Raw genomic sequence first — 19,654 nt, forward strand, 5'->3', positions numbered from 1 at the left:
TTTTTAGAACTTGTCAGAGTCTGTCTGACCTGCAAAGCCTACCTTTTCGCTTAGAGCGTAGCGCGAAAAGGTAATTCAGAGCGCTGAGCCACTCAAGGCAAAAGCACTGCTTCTGCGTGGCGAAGACGTGAGCGCAGCTAACCTGCGTGCGAGTCGATGATTTCGAGCTGCATAATGTGCGCGAATGCACTTCGATTCGCTGAGCTTGCTCAAAGTTGAAAGCACAGTGTGCTTTCAACGCAAGCGAAGTACATTAACATCCTGTGCACTCGACCCTAGAGCGTTGATATCTTCCCTCATACAGCAAAATCACGCTCAAAAACCGCGAGAACCCAGCTTAAAGCCGCCACGCATTAAACCTTTTAACGATAGTCCTCGCTAAGCCTTGCTGCATAAGGGCAAATTTGCACCCACCTAGTCAGCCTTTGACATCAATACGACACTCTCGACATACGAACTTTTGTCCAAACTCCCACATGTAAACATCAAGATAAAATATATCTATGAGGATTATTTTCCTATTTTATTGCAAACCATCTTCTATCACGTTTTGTTCCGATTCTTTCGATGACTTTTTCATTTTGTAAGAAATAAATGTTCGCTCTATGGTTCTTTTTGTTAAACCAATTTAAATTGCTCGCTCATCTGAAGTGGAAGCTGAATCTTCAATAAGTAAAGAAACAACTTTCTTTTCAGATTTGTTCAAACCAACATTTTATTTGGCTTTATTATCTAAATATTCATTAAATGTATAAATATTTTCTAATCCAACTATATCGATTAGAAAATTTCTAAAAGTGGAATTAAGAGGTATTGAAACAAATAAAAATAATCTTTTCTTTGGTCTTGAGCAGCATACATAAAACAAATTTCTATTTCGTTCATATGATGCCTCTTTACCTACTGGTATTGGAACTTTCCCAGTTATCATAGGTGCATAAGTCTCAAATTGATATTGGTTCCATCCCTTACTGATAACGAAGACAACATTATCGTATTCTTCGCCCTTAACACCATGTTCTGTCGAAAACTCTGATTCAGGGTACAGAAATTCAATGGCCGCCTTAAATTGACTGTAATCTAAATCTAAAACATCCTGGATTGTTGCATCCAATCCATAGATTGTATCAGGGGCATCGAAATATAGATGGTAGTATCCATCAACCAATGATGGAATAGGCACTAGCTTTGTCTCTACGATAGTGTTGATAACATCAATGGCTCTGCCATTACGAGCTTTCTTTAGCTGCGACTCAAACTCTTTCCATTTCATCTTATCAGCTTTTTTCGTGATAGGATATCGTCTGATTCCAAGCGTATCAAACAGAAGTTGCATATTTGATGTGCTGAGTGCTTCATATATTGGTTCAACGGTATTCATGAAGAATAGCAAAAATGGATCTTGTTTATCTCGGAGTCCATCATCAATAATGGCTAATAGACGCTCATATCCTTGCTGTGTGGCAAGAACCTTATGAGTAATCATCAAAATTTTGATATTTTCATCCTTTGACACGTTTTTCTTGATGTGTTCTGAAAGCTGGAACAGTCTGGATTTCAGTTCTTCTGCGGGGAGATCGTCTTTGAATGTCCGTTCTGTTCGACGTTCTCCAGAAAAATCATCGCAAGTCACAACAACTACTTCACCTTCAAAATTATCTATTGCAGATTGTTGTGGTAAATCTGGGCGAATATCATTTAAAAGCTTCACAATTCTGGGAGCTGATCTAAAGTTTGAACCCTTTTTAATTTCCTGAAGCTTGCTGTGCTCTATCGCACCGCAAGCGTTGTTGGTTTGGTAAATAGTTTGCCATGCATCTCCGAAAAAGCCAAATTGTGGGCCTATTCCTTCTGCAATAAAAAAGTTTATAAAACGTGTGATAATCGGTTTGTAGGAATCTTGGTATTCATCAATTAAAATCAACGGATAATTGTCAGAGAAAACGTGGCGAAATTTTGCATTATCCAGCATAGTACAAAAAAGTTTCAAAACATCATTATGGTGCAAGTAATGAAAGATCCTATTGCTGCTAAATATGTGAGACCTTTCCGCATGGGTAAAGAACTTATTAATAATATTGAACGATGGTGTTTATGGCTAGTAGACGCTGAGCCTTCTGAAATGCGTGAATCAAAATTCATCTCTCGACGCATAGAAAAAGTTCGTCAAATGCGTGAAATAAGCACTGCTAGTTCAACAAAAGCTATGGCAAAAACTGCATGGTTATTTGGTCAACAGGCTCAGCCGCAAACTAATTATCTAGCTATTCCACGTGTATGTACCAATCGCAGAGAATATACTACATGCGATTTATATGAGCCAAATATCATTGCTGGAGATCAAATATATGTGTGCTCTGATTCGGATGGTATAAATTTTGCAATTATAGAATCTTCTATGTTTATGGCTTGGCAAGATGCAATTGGTGGAAGATTAAAAAGTGATAATCGCTTCTCCAACACAGTCGTTTGGAATAATCTTCCGCTTCCAGAGCTTACAAGTGATATGCGAGCAAAAGTTATTGAAGCAGGCAAAGCCGTACTTAAAGTGCGCGCGAATCACCCAGGCCAATCACTAGCAGACTTATATGACCCAACATACATGCCTCAAGATTTGCGCAAAGCTCATGATGAGCTAGATAAAATAGTAGACGTTGCTTTTGGTGCCACAAAGCCTTGCTCTAATAACGATGAGCGTTTGGAAATTCTTTTCAAATCCTATATTCGCATGACTAAGGAATGAATTTAATATAAGTAAATCACATAAAACTAAAAACAAATCTGTAGTTTCTACAATCAGGCTTTATATTTAGTGATAATTTAAAAATTATTAACCGCTTTTGATTAATGATGATAGACTATTAGAACAAATGGATTGGGAGTACTCGGTCGGTGGAAAAGCTCTAGGTGCAAAAACCTAGAGCTTTTATTATATAACCCATTAAATCCATTCGTTTCTATTTAACAAGTGATATAGGCAATATGTAATAATTTGATATGGAGGTGTTGCAGCAGTGAAAAGCAGACGTGCTAATGCAGTGTTATTTGGCTTCGATTTTCAGAGGAATGCGGCAATTATCCTCATGCTGGAAAACATCAAGGAGTTACAATCTATTCGTCTTGAGAGCAAAAATGAAGATATTGAGTTGAAATTAGCTAATAATCAGAAAATTCTCGCTCAAGCAAAGGCTGTTGAAAAGAGTAGCTGTGATTTCTCTCATGTCCGAGAAAACCTTAAAAAGGCATTGACCTCTCTTTCGGAAGGAGCGAGCAATACTACTGTACAGCAGTTGATTTTTATAACCAATTCTCATGATCCTTTCAACGATTCAGGTTCAAGTAGTATTTTTTGTGGTTTTTCTACTCATAGAACGTTTTCTACTTTGCCACCCTCTGCACAGAAAATAGTGAAGGATTATCTTGCTAACATAGAGAATCCTCTTGATTTACAGAAATTCACTATACAAGTATTTCCGTTCGAGACCGATGGTGATGTAGAACGATATAAAGCAGTTACGCAAGCGGTAAATGATTTTATCGGTAGCCTTGATTCGAATCTATCACCTGGTCTTGGCAACTGGTTGCTTAAGGTATGGCATGATGACCTTTTCATCAATGGCTCAAAAAAAGATCCATCTATTGAGTTGTCAAAAAAAGATATTATATGGCCCATCTTGGTGCGTGAGACAGATATTAGCCGTTGTGATGATGATGATTTTTTAAATCAATTTGAAATAGGAATATATGAAGAGATTTCTCATCTATACAGCGGAATAATTAATTCCAGCTGTGAGCGCATTGAGTTCTTTACAAAAATACTTTATGACTATATACAGTTTCAAAGTACAAAAAATCCAATGGAAAAGTGTAAAGACTTTATAGATCATTATTGGGAAAATTACAAATCAGAATTTTCGTCAGGCAACATTGATGCACAAACATTAGAAGGACTTACGAAAATTATTTTATACAATGTGATTCGTCGAAGAATTACCATTGGCAAGATTAAGAAGGGGGTAAATCTGTGATTATTCAATCTATTAGGATAAAAGAAGGTCTCTTTGAGCGCACTTTTAATTTTATAGATAGTGTAAATCTCGTTTTCAGCGAAGAGAATAGTAAAGGAAAAACAACCTTATTACGCTTTGTACTATACTCTTTGGGATATAACGTACCTAGTACTAAAAATATGAGATTTGATCATTGCGAGGTTGTTTCTCAAATCTTGGTAGACAATATTGGCGACATAATCTTATCTCGCTACTCTAACGATTATATCGAAGCAACTGTAGCTAACGAGAAGAAAACGTACATACTGCCTGACCAATTGCATGATTTGCATAAAATGATATTTGGAACGGAAAATACAGATGTGCTAAATAACATTCTTGGAGCAATTTATACTGACCAGGAAAAAGGATGGACTCTTCTCAATCGTGGCATTGCCATTGGAAGTATTCGATTTAATATCGAAGAACTGATCCGTGGATTATCAGATTGCGATTGCAGTGATTTGATTCGTAAAGAAATACAGTTTTCTAAGGAACTTTCAAAATATCGACAAATGTCCAGTATAGCTAAATATCGTGAAGAAATCATAGCAGAAAGTGGCACAGTAGCATCTGATTCATATTCTGAAGAATCTGAGGCTGTTATTGCGCAGTTGCTGATGCAGCAAAAGTCTCTTCAACACGAACTTAGGAGAATTGATAAAAGCATTTCAGATAATAAACGAGTCAAACAGTATGTGTCTGAAATGAAGCTAATCATTCAGCTGCCAGATGGTACAATATTTCCTGTTACTTCTGAAAGCATCATTGGACTCTCTGATACAATAGATTTTCTATTAGCCAAGCGTAAAATTACTTCTTCCGAGTTGCGATCTGTAATGCATGAATTAGCAAATTTGCAAAAAGAAGAAAACAACGAAGCGGAGCAACTAGCATTTTTCGAATCAGAAAGTATGATTGATATTTTTGATAGACGTATTGCTTCTGTTCCTATTGATGCTAGTGCTGTCGATAAAAAAATAAAGTGCTTGGAGAAGACACTAAAATTCATTCGTAATGAAATATCAAGGAAAACGAAATCTAATACAAGTGTTATAAAATCTCTTTATACTAACATGATTAAATATGTTACTGAACTAGGTGTAGGAGACAACGAATCTGTTGTGTATTCATATCTGTTTACTTCCAACTTAAAGGAACTATCAGGTGCTGTATTGCACAAAACTGTTTTTGCTTTTCGATTGGCTTATATTATTGAAATCGAGAAGTATTTGCATATTAAACTACCGATTATTTTGGATTCACCTAGTGGTAAAGAAGTGGATCAAAGTAATATTCAACTAATGATGAATATACTTAAAAGAGATTTTTCTGATAATCAGATTATTATTGCCTCCATTTTTAAATACAATTTTAAATCCCCAAATGTGATAGAGCTTTGCAAGCGATTGATAGAAAACTGATTTTTTAATTAAGATGAATCAAAGCTGATTAAATTAATATAGGATCCTTTAAACGAAAGAGAGTTGTTCATTGTAGCCAATGTTTAAAACAAGACGCCACTTGCATAAGCAACACACATACCTTTAAAGCGAAATGACCTCTTAAAAAGAAAAAATCTAGAGTTCATTCTCGCTAGATTCACGCATAACATATTTTAATTTTACAAATTTCTAAAAAGCACTTATTCATAATGCTTCTTTTAGACAACAGCAAACAGACTTGTCATCATTTTCTATAAATGTGAGTAATCTATCATCATACGTTTACTAAAAAATACGAATGCCAACTAACAAATGCTCACTTACAAGTCCAACTGCTTACTGCTTTTACTTCTAGCGTACTTCAAGTTGTCAATTTGCTTAATCGTATTTCTTCTCATATAGATAGCTATCTGTTTCAATATTTTACTTTTATAAAAGACCCAAGCATTAATCTATTTTTTATTACTACTAATGTTTGAAATATAATCAATCAAACATTTTATACTACTATCAAAATCACTATAATCAGATTGAACAAAAATTTCATGATAATAAGATGATTTTATGTTCAGTGATTGAAGATTAGCTTCTCTAATTCTTATAACAATGAAACCTGCCTCCAATAACTCTGAAGTTTTCCGTTTATCCACATCTATTTTCCCTTCATGCCAGTATCCGCCATCATATTCTATGGCAACTTTTTTGTCATAAATACTAAACGAAATATCAATGGACCAGTTATAGGAAAAATTATCATAATTGTATCTAGCTCCAGATCGAGCCGTTCCTATTTTTTTCCGAACAGCATCAAAGTATTTAAGCTCAATCCTTGATTTATTAGAATCTGTACATTCAGGACACACAGCACCATGGATTCTAGAAACTATAGATGCCTTATATGTATGAGCATGATTGTTTTCACACACCCACAAGGGCACAAAATTTAATTTTGCATTAGGACGAATACACCAAGGGCTAACAGGATTTGAAGTATCCCATTGCTCAACTAATTTAGGATAAATCCAAGCTATTGATCCTTGAATTTTTCCACAGTTAGGACACAACTGTCCATCTTTTCTTTGTCTATCTCTAGGGGTGGATCGCCATTCATGACCACAAGCTATGCACTTCCACCATACTATTCTCTTACTATTATCTCTTATATTTTCAGGTGTATAAACACCGTTTTTCTCTTTTAGCCACTCAGAAGCTATCTCAGGATTCGTATCTGCCAAAAAAAGTCCAGTGCCAAGAGTTGCTTGACCTCTGCATGCTGGGCATCCTGATTCTAAATAAGAATATGGAAAAGCATATGGATGATGCCCTTTCTTACATTTAAACCTATATTCCCCATCCCCTGCGCGCATACCGCTCCAATTTGTTGGGTATACTGCTGTCTCGTATGGGCTTCTCTCATCATCCCATGATTCCAATAACTCAGGCACATCAGAACATAAAGTATTTTTTGCTTCTTCAATTGATAAAAAAGTTTTCTGAACATATGTTATTTCCGGTTCCAGAACTTCTCTCGTCACTTTTGGAGCGTAATGAGTAGCAGTGTTAGGATGCATTTGGCACGAACATTTTAATGAACAACCCTCAACGATTTGTCTACCACAATGACTGCATACAACAAGCAGAATAGTACCAGTATTATCTATAGAACCATCTTTAAGGATACTAACTAATTCAAACCCACGTCGATTCGCAAGAGTGCTATATTTACTAAAAATAGTCCCCGAGGTTATATGCGCTATAGGATAATTTGACCTCATCAACGCATTCCAATAACAAGCTCTACATATAGGTTTACCGATATTAGCTTTCTCCATAATATACTTGATGCGATAATGTGCTTCTGTGTTGCAAATCTTGCATTTAGTAAGTATATATAAATCCTTAGGATAGCTTTTAGATGAATCATAGTCCTCAGCTAGCTCTAAACCAACCGAAGTTAAAATATTTTCAAGTTCTTCTTTAGTTCGTAAAACTTTTCTTCCCATGATAAACTCTATACACTCTATAAATTACTTTTAAAATTATTATATTCAATATGTAAATGATAACCAGAATGTTTTCTTTGACACCCACTATCTCAATTATTGTTTTGTCCTTGAAAAATTTAGCTTTTGTATGAGTGCAAGGTGGATGCATTTTCATATTATCTATCCTGTTCAATCGTCACTACGCTATCGACATGTTTCCATAAACGCAAAATAACACTCAAAAACCTTAAGCAACTAGCTTAAAGCCGCAGCGCGCGATAGCCTTCACTAAGTATGCAAAACAGCTTAAAGTACTCAAAACCGCCTAATCCGAATATCCAATCACATCTTTCTCAACTTCGCGTATAACATCCTCGGATATGTTTTCAACAGCAATGCGGTAGACTTTATTCATGCGCGGATTATAAATACCTAAGTACTTAATATTCTGAAACTCTGGATGAATAGAATGCAAACCCATACGCCAATACATAAGCAGTTGAAGAGTCTGATCCTTATCCAGCTTTTCTTTAGAAACTTTAAAATCCCACAAAGTATCAGCTGTTATAAAATCACCATCGCCAGCACTTACCGTATCAGTGTAACCGCCCTCTAGCGTAAAACCGTCAAGCACCTTCGGACCATAACACTCAAGAAAATGAAGTGAGCGCTGAACCATAACTCTGATGTTCTGGATTGTGTGCTCATCGGGATTGATTTCGTCAAAAGGCCTGTAGCCAATAGGACCATATCTAAAGCATACGTCGAATCCAACAAGTTTGACGGCGTTAACTATATCTTCATCGCCAAGTCCTTTAATGCCAGACATAAGTTTCGATGCATTATCGTGTTCGTTTATAATTATTGCGCCCAATAAGGAAATTTTAAACGCGTCTATTGCACTCGATCCAGACATTAAACGAGTCATGTAGTCAACTACTATACCAACTAAAATTGGGTGAATGTTCTCTTTATCGTATAAGTCTTCTATTCCTTCGCCTAATGATTCTTCAACAAATTCTTTTCGTGGCAAATATCCACCATAAGGTTGTTTAATGTTTTTAATGCGTTGTGTAACTGAATATCCCATAACTAAACACTCTCCTCATTAAAAGTGCGTAAAGATTATGAAACTATTTTAATAGAATCAGCTTACGTATTTAATACAATCAGCGTACGTACGAATTTGTTGATGCAGAAAACTGATATGCAATTCTTTTGTATTAACCCACTGCAATTTTTAACGTGTTAACAAAAGGCTCAAGTAGCGTGATGCTTGCGAAACATATAACACAGAAAGCAAACAGTTTCAGAGTACAAAAGGAAAAGTTTCATTGTATCCAAGAGTTAAGAAACTAGACCCGACCTACATGCTTCAAGATTTGCGCAAAGCTCACAACGAGCTAGATAAAATAGTAGATGTTGCTTTAGGTGCTACAAAGCCTTGCTCTAATAACGATGAGCGTCTAGAAATTCTATTCAAATCCTATATTCGTATGACTAAGGAATGAATTTAAGTTGAATAAGTAGAAAAGCCCGACGAGATTTATGCGCCGGGCTTTTAGTGTATTCAGTTAGTTATTGCGTAGATTACTTATTCTTTGCTGCTATCTTCTTTAGCAGTAATATCTTCTTTATCTGCGCTATCTTCCTTTTCGCTATCTTCGGATTTATTTCCTTCAGACTTATTATCTTCAGTAGCAACAGCAGCAGTTGTGTCTATTGTCTCAAACTTTTCGCCTTTAATTGTGAACTCCCCCAGCAATCCTTCGCCTTCAGCATCCACCTTAATGTGTTCGCCGTCAGAAAGTTCACCAAGCAAAATCTTTTCAGAAATAGTATCCTCAATATCTCGCTGAATTACGCGACGCAACGGACGTGCACCAAGCAAAGGATCGAAGCCTTTCTGTGCAAGCAAATTCTTAGCGGCATCCGTAATTTCTAGAGACATGTGACGGTCAAACAGCCTGTCGTTAAGCAACTTCACGTCCATGTCAACAATTTTACGAACTTCTGGCTCTGTAAGCTGACGGAACACAATAGTGTCGTCCAAACGGTTTAAGAACTCTGGACGGAAATGACGCTTAAGCTCAGAATTAACCTGATCTTTCATGCGCTGATACGTGGAATCAGCGTTATTTCCAAGTGTAAAGCCAGTGTTTGCAGCCTTCGCAATATCGCGAGTACCAAGATTTGTGGTAAGAATAATGATCGTATTCTTAAAGTCCACTTTTCTACCCTGACCGTCTGTTAAGTGACCGTCATCGAGTACTTGCAAAAGCGTGTTGAAAATATCTGGATGAGCTTTTTCAATCTCGTCGAAAAGCACCACAGAGAATGGCTTTCTGCGAACTTTTTCAGTAAGCTCGCCGCCTTCTTCATATCCAACATATCCAGGAGGAGCACCGAAAAGCCTAGACGCAGCATACTTTTCTGCAAACTCTGACATGTCAACTCTAATTAAGGCATTATCGTCATCAAACAAGAAGTTTGCGAGTGCCTTGGCGAGCTCAGTTTTACCAACTCCAGTAGGACCGGCAAAAATAAACGAGCCAGAAGGACGTTTAGGATCCTTCAAACCAACTCGAGCACGACGAATCGAGCGAGCTAAAGCAGACACAGCTTCATCTTGACCAACAATACGCTTGTGAAGTTCAGATTCCATTTGAAGAAGCTTCTGCGATTCCGCTTGAGTAAGCTTTACTACAGGAATGCCTGTAGTGCTTGAAACAACGGAAGCGATCATGTCTTCGTCAACAACCATCTTGACGTTAGACTCGCCTTCGCGCCAAGCCTTTTCCTTCTCTGCAGCTTCATTCTCAAGCTTTTCTTGATCGTCGCGAAGATTTGCAGCTTCTTCAAAATCTTGCTGCTTGATTGCTTCATCTTTCTTTTCGGAAATCTTAGCAATCTTATGGTTTAATTCTTTGAGCTCAGGTGGCTGAGTCAATCGCTTAATACGCAAGCGCGCACCAGCTTCATCAATAAGATCAATAGCCTTATCTGGAAGGTGACGATCTTGAATGTAACGATCAGAAAGCTCAGCAGAAGACTGTAAAGCTCCATCGGTAATAGTTACATGATGGTGATTTTCGTAGCGAGAACGCAATCCCTTAAGAATCTCAATAGTTTCAGCAATTGTAGGTTCTGGAACTTGAATCGGCTGGAAACGACGCTCCAAAGCAGCATCTTTTTCAATATACTTGCGATACTCGTCAGTAGTAGTAGCACCAATTGTCTGTAGCTCTCCACGCGCAAGCATTGGTTTAAGCATATCGGATGCGCCAAGAGCTCCATCAGCAGAACCTGCTCCAACAATAGTGTGAATTTCATCAATAAAAAGCACAATATCGCCGCGTGTTTTAATTTCTTTAAGCACTTTCTTCAAGCGCTCTTCGAAATCGCCACGATAGCGAGATCCTGCAATCATTGAACCTAAGTCTAGTGAATAAACTTGCTTATTTTTTAACGTTTCAGGTACATCGCCTTCAACGATTTTCTGTGCGAGACCTTCTACAACTGCAGTCTTGCCAACTCCAGGCTCGCCAATAAGCACAGGATTATTCTTCGTGCGTCGGCTAAGTACAACCATAACGCGTTCAATTTCTTCAGAACGACCTATAACAGGATCAAGCTTTCCTTCTTGAGCTTCAAATGTTAAATTGCGTCCAAATTGATCAAGAAGAGCAGAGCCGGATTGATTTCGCTTATCTTGTACACTTCCAGCATTAGCTAACTCGCCCTTCTCGCTACCGTTAGGAGCATTATCTCCACGAATTAAATCAACAGTAGTGCTTCGCAAATCTCCAAGATCAACTTCCATCTTTATAAGTACTTGCGTGCCCACACCTTCGCCTTCGCGTATAAGCCCTAGCAAAATATGCTCAGTACCAATATAACTGTGACCAAGCTGAAGAGCTTCGCGCAAACTCAGTTCAAGCACTTGTTTAGCGTGAGGCGTAAAAGGAATATGACCAGCAGGCGAAACAGTGCCTTTGCCGATCATCTCTTCAACCTGTTTGCGAGTGCCTTCTAGGTCTACGCCTTTTGAGCTTAACGCTTTCGCGGCAATGCCCTCACCTTCGCGAATAAGCCCGAGCAAAATATGCTCAGTACCAATATAATTGTGCTGAAGTGAGCGAGCCTCTTCCTGAGCTAGCACAATCACGCGTCGTGCGCGATCAGTGAACCGTTCAAACATAACTGCCTTCCGTTCTTTTCTTTCATTCCATGGTAACGAGTCGCCATGACGCGAAGCGTCGTATATATTTACTCATTCGTACAGCATTCCATAGCATCACAATAGTCATGAATGATGAACCTAAATATTCATATTCTCGTTTCTTGCATAATTACTTATGTTGTCTGCGAGATTTTCTTTTATATAATCGCATTGATGCGGATGTTGTAGTTTTTGAAGTGTCTTCAGATTCTTGTGGCTCTTCAACTTTTTCTGTTAACGGTATTTCTTCTGTAACAGAATTTTCGTCTAGCAAGTTTACTTCTGAAGAATCAGGATAATCTGCATCGTTTTGGGATTTTTCAGATTTTTCAGATTCATTAGCTACAGTCTCTTCAATTTTTTCAGTTTGATTTTTAACTTCAATTTCACGATTTTTGTCATCATTATTTTCATATAATTTTTCGTCAATAGTTGAATTGTCAATTAAATCAGGTTCAGATAAATTATTTTGTTCATCTTTGTCTGTTGAGGCTTCTTTTTTGTTGCGCAATTTTGAATCTAATTTTCTGCGCTTACGACGATGCATCTTACTGTCTTCAATTGCTTCCTCAATAAGCTCAACGTCTGCTCGCTCATCTCGTGGAGCTTGTTGCAAAATGTCAATATGATAATCGTCGTATGCAGGCTCAGATTGAATCCAAAGCTGCGATGGCTCAGGTGGTTCAATGTCAGAATGCTCACCACAAGCATGATCAAGCGAGACAACTCGCCCATCGTCTGGGCTCCACATGTTTGCGCATACACCAAACATAGAGCCTAAACTTCCAGCTAGAGGAATGAGGAATCCGCATGATGAACATGCTTTGCCATCGGCAATTTTTGTAGATAACGACTTTGGACCATGTTGACCTGCGTACCAGCGTTTAGCTGTTTGCGAAATTGCTTCCGCAGTCATTACTCGTCTGCGAGACAGTCTTAGCGTTGAAACAGCTTCTTCAAGATCTTCGTCAAAATCATTATTTGCATCGCAAGATTCTTGATTTTGATTAATATCTTTTTTTGCGTTTGCGTTTGTGTCTGCATCTTCTTCGCTAGTATTAGCTTCAGTATTATCTTCAGCCTCAGTATTAGCTTTAGCGTCATCTTCAGTTTTAGACTCAGAATTATCATCTGAATTTGCTGATTCTATATTCTTTTCAGAATTACTATCATCAATATTATTTACTTGACGGAAGCCATCTTCTAGTCGAGAATCGTCTTCAGATGTGCCAATAGAATCCATTACAGAAAGATCACTTGGTTTCAATCGGTCTTTCCATGGAATCCATGGTGGTGGAAGCAAAGAATCTTCAGTAGGAACAAGCGTTGATTCATTCACAGTCCAACGTTGCGTTTCCTCATCATGATACAACGTAACTGACCACTGCCAGCCTTCATATCCAACTAAATTGCTTACGAAACGAAAGTCTGTAACTCCGTCACCAAGCTCTGTAGAAGATACAAAATCACCTACTGCACCAGTACGTTCTGAAGTTTCCACAGCTATACTTCTAGCTAGTTCTTGTGGATCCATCACTTCATCAGTCATAAATAATATTCCAGACACTATTCCTGAACGTCAAAATTATCTGCCACTGCACGCAACAATGTAGCAAGTTTTTTGCTTTCAGCAGTTGATGGATAATGACGTCGACGCAAACCATTACCAGCAGAATCAAGAAGTTTAATAAGATCTTCTACAATAGCCGCCATATCTTCGGCTTTAGGACGAGTAGCCTTGACAAGCGACGGTGCTGTTGCAATAACATTCAAACCCATCGCCTGTGGTCCTTTGCGACCTTCAATTACAGAAAACTCAACTCGTGTACCCTTGTGTAAAGTTTTTACAGTAACTGGCAATGCTGCTGCTGGCAGGAAAACATCCTTACCATCATCTCCAACAATAAAGCCGTACCCCTTCTGCGTATCGTACCAACGCACGCGCCCATTGGGCATAACACACCTCACTCCAAATAATTCTCATTTCGCACGCTGAAGTGCACAAGGCATAAAGCATCAGCATATGCGATAGGTCTATAGATAGTGTACCAAATATTATTATTACTTGTTTCCTTATTACATTGTAGCGCATACACGCGGGCAATAAAATTTTTTTAACCTACGCAAGTGTTACTCATGCCAATATTTTAATTGCTAACAAGTTTAGAAGGATCTTCAATTTCATTAACTGGCAGCACTACAGTAAGAGTTAAGCCATGAGGTTTAACATCTATCGGCTCAGACCCATCCATAGTGTCATCAAGATTAGTTTTAGAATCGGTCGATGCTTCTGATGGAGAAGATATAGTTGCGCAAATAAAACCATGATGTGCTTTTACTACAGATTGCGCAATTGCCATACCCAAGCCAGTTCCACCTTTTTCTCTAGCTCTTGATGGGTCAGCAATATAGAAACGCTCGAAAATTCTAGATAAAGATTCTTCTGGAACTCCAGGACCATGGTCAACAACTCGAATTACAGCATACTTATGACCAGTATCAGTAGATTGGCTAACTTCCGCTGCTTCCAAAAACTCCTTCAGTGATTCTTTTACAGAAGGTAATTTAGATAATTCATTTGGAGTTATAGATGCCTTCATAACTCCTACTGCAATTTCTACAGGAGAATCAACAGGGGTGTATCTATGAATATTTCCTACGATATTTGTCATTACTTGTCGTAATCTAGCTCCATCGCCAAGTAACATAACACTTGGAAGTTTTCCAGCATGGAATTGGAGCTTACGCTCAAAATTGCAATTTGTGCAATTCATAAGCTTCCACTCATCCGAGATAGTCAAATAGCCTTGCTGAACGGATCTAGCAGGATCAAGTGCATGTAAATCATTAGCTGCGTCAGAAAGTATTGGAGACAAGCTAACTTGCTGTGAAATATTAATTCCACGACCTTCATCAAAACGCGCCAAAGAAAGTAAATCTTCTACTAGCTCAGTCATTCTTTCGCTAGAAGCTTTAATGTGAGCAATAGAGTCATCTGCTCTCTCCTGCTCTCCTGGCATGTTGCGCCACATTGTATACAATTCAGCGTATCCATGAATTGCAGCCAATGGAGTACGTAATTCATGACTTGCATCTGAAACGAATCGCTTCATTTTTTCTGTCATATCTTCTTGCTCATTAAATCCTCTTTCAATACGAGCGAGCATAGAGTTAAGAGAAGCTGCTAAAGATCCAACCTCAGTATTTTCAGGAGCAGATGGAACTCGTTTGCTTAAATCTCCAGAAGCAATTTTTGAAGCTGTTTTTTCAATTCGTTTTAACGGTCTTAAAGCTGATTGAATAATAATTGCTGCAAATACTGCTCCAAACAAAATAACTGCAATACTTACCATTATGCAGTAACGAGTAAGTGTGCTAACGGTGTCAATTTGATCGCTAAGAGATAAAGCAATATAGACGTAACCGCTAACGCTTAACTCTGAGTTATAGTTATTCTTTTGACCCCACGTTAATACTAAAACTCTCCATGGTGATTTTGCAGCTTTTTTAGTGATTGCATCGACTTTATTGGTATTTCCCCTGACGATTGCAGGTGCTGTGTAAGGTTTGTGAGTAACAATTTTTTTACTATCAAAACCGTCTGCAGGAAGTTTAGGAACCGAAACAATCGATCCTTTAATTTTTGGTATTAACGGAGTAGAAATAATCTTATTATGCGTATCCCTAACTTGCATAAAGTAATTATTCGGACCTACTGAAGATTGATTTGAGTTTTTCATGCGCAATGAATCAACATTGTCATAAACAAATTGCGCTTGACCGGCTAATTGTGCATCAGTTTTTTCTAGCAAATAATTTCCTACGAGCTGCTGGATCGATAGTGATATGCAAAAAGCAGCTACAGTTAAAATAGCGAGAGTACATGCAACTAAGCGCGTACTCAGTGGTATTGTATTTATGCGACGACGTAGCCAACAGGTTTTACGAGGTTTTTTATCTCTTTTGTCATTTTCGCTTAGCACTATCGCAACACTTTTTCCAGCAGTGCTAACATCTGAATCATCTTTAGAGTTATTATTCGTACTGTTGCTAATAGTTGATTCAGCATTATCGTAGTTATTATTACTAGATTGCATGATCAGGCTTGACCTGCCTTAGGTTCTCGAATCATATAACCGATGCCACGTTTAGTTTCAATAAGAGGAACTACTTTTTGCGGCTTTCCTGAATCGTCAGTAATTTCAATGCCATCAATCTTCTTTCTTAAATAAGAAATATAAGATTCAACTATCGCTGCGTCTCCGCCCCAATCGTACTGCCATACATGATTCAAAATCTGGCTTTTTGACAGAACTCGACCTTCATTGTCCATAAGATAATGAAGTAGTTTGTATTCAGTTGGGCTAAGTTCGATTGGCATACCGCATCGAGTTACATCATGAGAATCTTCATTAATCTCAAGATCTGCAACTTTTATAATATGAGTTTCTTCATCAGGTTCTTGTGTTCTGCGAAGAATTGCTCGTATTCTTGCCACTACTTCTTCCAAGCTGAATGGCTTTGTAACGTAGTCATCTCCACCAACAGTTAGACCCATAATTTTATCTTGTGTATCGTCTCTTGCAGTTAGGAACAATACGGGAACTTTAATTCCATTTTGACGAATACGCCTCGTAACAGTAAAACCATCAATATCTGGGAGCATAACATCCATAACGATAAGATTCGGATTTACTCGTTCAATTACTTCAACAGCTTCTGAGCCGGATGCGGCAGTTTCTACTTCAAACCCAGCAAAATGCAAAGATGCTACCAAAAGTTCACGGATTGATGGCTCGTCATCGACCACGACAATAGATGCTTCAACGTTCTTACTCATATTGATTAGCATCACTTATCAAGCTGAATGTTTCCTGAATAATTGCTGAAAATAAAACAAGTTATCGAATATTTTTTGTCTACCTGTGACGAGCGTGCCTTCTACGAGCTTTTCTAACACCAGCAAGTATTTGACGTTGTATGCGATTCTTTCTAAACAGAATAATCGCGACTATTGAGAATAATGCCAACAATATTAATAGCATAATAATTGTAGAAATAAGACTTGCAGAAGAAGTTGTTGACGTACGTTTTGCACGCATTATTTGTTTCATCATCATTATTGCAGATTGATCCCAATGCGTTCCAGTTGTGCTTACTAATGGCTTATAAGCTGCATCGGATAACGAGTCTACAGTATTTTTATTTTTGAGCCATTCATCGGAATTAGGTGAAACAGCTACAACTAATCTTCCATCATGAGTTGCTAGTGCAAGCAGCACAGTATTTTTAGCTGGAAGCGTACTAATCAACAAATCACTAGCCCATTTTGATGGATTTTTTGTATTTCCAAAAGTAGACAAATATAAGAGCCTAACATTTACCCCTGTACGCTTTTTTGTTGTCTCAATCATGTCAGCAACTTTACTGACAGAATCCCCAAGCAAATTTTCTGTGTCTGTTATTGAGTCTGTTGCAACTATTCCAGAATTTTGCTCATTACTTTCAGCATATGCATTAATTGTATTTACTCCATTTAAAGGTGAAAATATGAGCGAATTTATTGGAAGAGTTGGAAGAATAAAAGAAAAACTAAATAAAAATGCCATTAATAAAAGCAATACGCGTTTAGCTAAAAATAGTTTTGAGTGAAGATGCTGGTAGTTAAAATTTGCAACGCGCGTGCAAGCTAAGCTTTTAACCACATTGGCGCATAAATCTTTTTCGTACTTTTTTGATGGCATATATTCATAATAGCGTGACATCACACAAGTAAAAGTACCATTATAAAAATCTTTGCTTAATTTATGTGAAATGTTTCGCAAAAATAATTTATAAAGAAGCGTTTATTTAGACGCAAAACAAATGGAGGGGAAATATGGCACAATTTCGAGTTGATTCAGAGCAAATTCAGCAGGCTGCGGCAGCCGTTGGAACCTCGGTTAGTGCAATTAGAGATGCAGTCAACGGGATGTATGCCAATTTACAGCAATTACAAAGCGTGTGGACTGGATCGGCGGCTACACGATTTGCGTCGACCGCTCAGCAATGGCGAGCAGCGCAACAACAAATGGAACAATCGCTAGAAGCAATTCAGCAAGCTATGCAACATGCATCAGGAGTGTATCTTGATGCTGAAACGCAAGCTACTTCGTTATTTGGGATGAGCTGATTAATGTGATGAAAAAGTAAATGGCGACACGCTTACATTGAGCATGCCGCCATTTACTTAAACTATTGAGTTTTAGACTTTTGAGCCACTTTTATTTTTTATTTAGTAGCCCATGTCGGCACCAGCTTGTGGTGCAGCAGCTGCCTTCTCAGGCTTGTTGGCAACAACAGCTTCAGTAGTTAAGAACAAACCAGCAATAGAAGCTGCATTCTGTAGAGCAGAACGAGTTACCTTAACTGGGTCAGTAACGCCGGCAGCCATCAAATCTTCGTAAGTGTTAGTTGCAGCATTGAAGCCTTCGCCTTCTGGAAGTTCGCGTACCTTGTTGAGAACGACGTCTCCAGAAACACCAGAGTTTTGAGCGATCTGCTTAATTGGAGCTTCTACAGCACGGAACACAATCGCAGCACCTGTAGCTTCTTCACCCTTAAGCTCTGTGATAGCTGGTGTCTTTTCAATCTTCGCAGCAGCCTGAACCAAAGCTACGCCACCGCCTGGAAGCAAACCTTCCTCAATGGCAGCCTTAGCATTACGAACTGCATCTTCAATGCGATGCTTGCGTTCCTTAGCTTCGACTTCAGTAGCAGCGCCAACCTTAATAACAGCAACGCCACCAGCGAGCTTAGCAAGACGCTCTTGCAACTTTTCGCGATCGTAATCAGAATCAGTGTTCTCAATTTCGGCGCGAATCTGAGCTACGCGAGCATCAACATCTTCCTTTGAGCCAGCACCGGAAACGATAGTTGTTTCATCCTTAGAAACAATCACCTTAGCTGCATGACCGAAAACAGAAGCATCGATTGAATCAAGCTTCAAACCAAGATCGTCGGACACAACCTGTGCACCGGTCAAAATAGCCATATCCTGGAGCATAGCCTTACGACGATCGCCGAATCCTGGAGCTTTAACAGCAACAGTATTGAAAGTTCCACGAATCTTGTTCAAAACAAGCGTTGGCAATGCTTCACCATCAACATCTTCAGCAATAATAAGCAATGGCTTACCAGACTTCATAACAAGCTCAGCAATGTGGACGATATCCTGCTGGCTTGAAACCTTGCCAGAAGTGAGCAAAATGTATGGATCTTCAAGAACAGCAGTTTGATCGTCAGCGTTAGTGACGAAGTAAGGGGAAATATAACCCTTATCAAAGCGCATACCTTCAGTGAAGTCCAAGTCAAGACCAAACTTGTTGTTGTCTTCAACTGTGACAACACCATCCTGACCGACTTTATCCAAAGCTTCAGCGATCTTTTCGCCAACTTCAGGATCAGCTGCAGAAATCGTAGCAGTAGCAGCAATCTGTTCCTTGGTCTCAACATCCTTTGCAGAAGCAAGCAATTCCTTAACGATTGCTTCAGCAGCCTTTTCAATGCCGCGACGAAGAGCAATTGGGTTGCTTCCTGCAACAACGTTCTTCAAACCTTCATGCACCAAAGACTGTGCCAAAACAGTAGCAGTTGTGGTTCCGTCGCCTGCAACGTCATCAGTCTTCTTAGCTACTTCTTTAACAAGTTCGGCGCCAATACGCTCGTATGGATCTTCAAGATCAATTTCCTTAGCAATAGAAACACCATCGTTAGTAATGGTTGGAGCGCCGTAGGCTTTGTCAAGCACAACGTTTCGACCCTTTGGACCAAGTGTAACCTTAACAGTGTCTGCAAGCTTATCAAGACCTGCGAGCATACCCTGACGGGCGTCCTCTTCATAGGCAATAATCTTTGCCATTATTCCTCCACATACGTTATTTATGGACTTTTCACTGCAATCTTGAGTAATAA

14 protein-coding genes and 1 pseudogene are annotated in these 19,654 nt (G+C 38.6%); 5 read left to right on the forward strand and 10 right to left on the reverse strand.

Annotated features, from left to right (window positions below):
- Nucleotides 1-715: 715 nt before the first annotated feature.
- A complete protein-coding gene (locus tag HXT58_RS02780; RefSeq protein ID WP_415705955.1) occupies nucleotides 716-1,972 on the reverse strand; it encodes a hypothetical protein in 1,257 nt (418 codons plus the stop codon).
- Nucleotides 1,973-2,005: 33 nt separating this feature from the next.
- Between HXT58_RS02780 and HXT58_RS02785 the strand changes: the two are divergent.
- The 3 genes and pseudogenes from HXT58_RS02785 to HXT58_RS02795 all read left to right on the forward strand — a co-directional run.
- A pseudogene (locus HXT58_RS02785) lies at nucleotides 2,006-2,743 on the forward strand (type IIL restriction-modification enzyme MmeI); the annotation flags it as partial.
- A 271-nt stretch (nucleotides 2,744-3,014) separates the two neighbouring features.
- Nucleotides 3,015-4,028, forward strand: a complete 1,014-nt coding sequence (locus HXT58_RS02790; RefSeq protein WP_421775654.1) for a hypothetical protein — start codon at nucleotides 3,015-3,017, stop codon at nucleotides 4,026-4,028.
- A complete protein-coding gene (locus HXT58_RS02795; RefSeq protein ID WP_415705951.1) occupies nucleotides 4,025-5,473 on the forward strand; it encodes a hypothetical protein in 1,449 nt (482 codons plus the stop codon). The genes HXT58_RS02790 and HXT58_RS02795 overlap by 4 nt, the downstream gene beginning before the upstream one ends.
- A 473-nt stretch (nucleotides 5,474-5,946) precedes the next feature.
- On the opposite strand, the gene HXT58_RS02800 is transcribed toward HXT58_RS02795, so the two are convergent.
- Both HXT58_RS02800 and HXT58_RS02805 read right to left on the reverse strand, forming a co-directional pair.
- The gene (locus tag HXT58_RS02800) at nucleotides 5,947-7,497 is read right to left on the reverse strand and encodes a zinc-ribbon domain-containing protein (protein WP_415705949.1); all 1,551 of its coding nucleotides are present in this window, start codon (nucleotides 7,495-7,497) and stop codon (nucleotides 5,947-5,949) included.
- Between the two features lie 307 nt (nucleotides 7,498-7,804).
- The gene (locus HXT58_RS02805; RefSeq protein ID WP_415705947.1) at nucleotides 7,805-8,569 is read right to left on the reverse strand and encodes a hypothetical protein; all 765 of its coding nucleotides are present in this window, start codon (nucleotides 8,567-8,569) and stop codon (nucleotides 7,805-7,807) included.
- Nucleotides 8,570-8,849: 280 nt separating this feature from the next.
- Between HXT58_RS02805 and HXT58_RS02810 the strand changes: the two genes are divergently transcribed.
- Nucleotides 8,850-8,990, forward strand: a complete 141-nt coding sequence (locus HXT58_RS02810) for a type IIL restriction-modification enzyme MmeI (RefSeq protein WP_415705945.1) — start codon at nucleotides 8,850-8,852, stop codon at nucleotides 8,988-8,990.
- 83 nt (nucleotides 8,991-9,073) lie between these two features.
- Here the strand turns inward: HXT58_RS02810 and HXT58_RS02815 are convergent, their stop codons facing one another.
- The 6 genes from HXT58_RS02815 to HXT58_RS02840 form a co-directional block, all read right to left on the reverse strand.
- Nucleotides 9,074-11,680 carry an ATP-dependent Clp protease ATP-binding subunit gene (locus HXT58_RS02815; RefSeq protein ID WP_415705943.1) on the reverse strand — a complete coding sequence of 869 codons (2,607 nt, stop codon included), beginning with the start codon at nucleotides 11,678-11,680 and terminating at the stop codon, nucleotides 9,074-9,076.
- 151 nt (nucleotides 11,681-11,831) lie between these two features.
- Complete coding sequence (locus HXT58_RS02820) at nucleotides 11,832-13,250, reverse strand: DUF3027 domain-containing protein (RefSeq protein ID WP_410297079.1); 1,419 nt, start codon at nucleotides 13,248-13,250, stop codon at nucleotides 11,832-11,834.
- A 17-nt stretch (nucleotides 13,251-13,267) separates the two neighbouring features.
- A complete protein-coding gene (locus tag HXT58_RS02825; RefSeq protein ID WP_004106732.1) occupies nucleotides 13,268-13,657 on the reverse strand; it encodes a cold-shock protein in 390 nt (129 codons plus the stop codon).
- 191 nt (nucleotides 13,658-13,848) lie between these two features.
- Nucleotides 13,849-15,798 carry a sensor histidine kinase gene (locus HXT58_RS02830; protein ID WP_410295857.1) on the reverse strand — a complete coding sequence of 650 codons (1,950 nt, stop codon included), beginning with the start codon at nucleotides 15,796-15,798 and terminating at the stop codon, nucleotides 13,849-13,851.
- Nucleotides 15,799-15,800: 2 nt separating this feature from the next.
- On the reverse strand, nucleotides 15,801-16,541 hold the full coding sequence (locus HXT58_RS02835) for a response regulator transcription factor (protein ID WP_004106736.1): 741 nt from the start codon (nucleotides 16,539-16,541) through the stop codon (nucleotides 15,801-15,803).
- Between the two features lie 79 nt (nucleotides 16,542-16,620).
- Nucleotides 16,621-17,526, reverse strand: coding sequence for a hypothetical protein (locus HXT58_RS02840; RefSeq protein ID WP_410295858.1), 906 nt, complete (start codon nucleotides 17,524-17,526; stop codon nucleotides 16,621-16,623).
- Between the two features lie 53 nt (nucleotides 17,527-17,579).
- Here HXT58_RS02840 and HXT58_RS02845 point away from each other — a divergent pair, with 53 nt between their 5' ends.
- Complete coding sequence (locus HXT58_RS02845) at nucleotides 17,580-17,873, forward strand: WXG100 family type VII secretion target (RefSeq protein ID WP_004106739.1); 294 nt, start codon at nucleotides 17,580-17,582, stop codon at nucleotides 17,871-17,873.
- 102 nt (nucleotides 17,874-17,975) lie between these two features.
- Here HXT58_RS02845 and groL read toward each other — a convergent pair whose 3' ends face one another.
- Nucleotides 17,976-19,601, reverse strand: coding sequence for a chaperonin GroEL (groL, locus tag HXT58_RS02850; protein ID WP_004119509.1), 1,626 nt, complete (start codon nucleotides 19,599-19,601; stop codon nucleotides 17,976-17,978).
- Between the last annotated feature and the right edge of the window lie 53 nt (nucleotides 19,602-19,654).

Source organism: Gardnerella sp. KA01000 (assembly GCF_049244035.1).
Lineage (GTDB): Bacteria > Actinomycetota > Actinomycetes > Actinomycetales > Bifidobacteriaceae > Bifidobacterium > Bifidobacterium leopoldii.

What these genes read in the sequence shown, in the direction of transcription:
- HXT58_RS02780 (WP_415705955.1), bottom strand. Translation starts at nt 1,972, where the DNA reads ATGCTGGATAATGCAAAATTTCGCCACGTTTTCTCTGACAATTATCCG.
- HXT58_RS02800 (WP_415705949.1), bottom strand. Translation starts at nt 7,497, where the DNA reads ATGGGAAGAAAAGTTTTACGAACTAAAGAAGAACTTGAAAATATTTTA.
- HXT58_RS02805 (WP_415705947.1), bottom strand. Translation starts at nt 8,569, where the DNA reads ATGGGATATTCAGTTACACAACGCATTAAAAACATTAAACAACCTTAT.
- HXT58_RS02810 (WP_415705945.1), top strand. Translation starts at nt 8,850, where the DNA reads ATGCTTCAAGATTTGCGCAAAGCTCACAACGAGCTAGATAAAATAGTA.
- HXT58_RS02815 (WP_415705943.1), bottom strand. Translation starts at nt 11,680, where the DNA reads ATGTTTGAACGGTTCACTGATCGCGCACGACGCGTGATTGTGCTAGCT.
- HXT58_RS02820 (WP_410297079.1), bottom strand. Translation starts at nt 13,250, where the DNA reads ATGACTGATGAAGTGATGGATCCACAAGAACTAGCTAGAAGTATAGCT.
- HXT58_RS02825 (WP_004106732.1), bottom strand. Translation starts at nt 13,657, where the DNA reads ATGCCCAATGGGCGCGTGCGTTGGTACGATACGCAGAAGGGGTACGGC.
- HXT58_RS02830 (WP_410295857.1), bottom strand. Translation starts at nt 15,798, where the DNA reads ATGCAATCTAGTAATAATAACTACGATAATGCTGAATCAACTATTAGC.
- HXT58_RS02835 (WP_004106736.1), bottom strand. Translation starts at nt 16,541, where the DNA reads ATGAGTAAGAACGTTGAAGCATCTATTGTCGTGGTCGATGACGAGCCA.
- HXT58_RS02845 (WP_004106739.1), top strand. Translation starts at nt 17,580, where the DNA reads ATGGCACAATTTCGAGTTGATTCAGAGCAAATTCAGCAGGCTGCGGCA.
- groL (WP_004119509.1), bottom strand. Translation starts at nt 19,601, where the DNA reads ATGGCAAAGATTATTGCCTATGAAGAGGACGCCCGTCAGGGTATGCTC.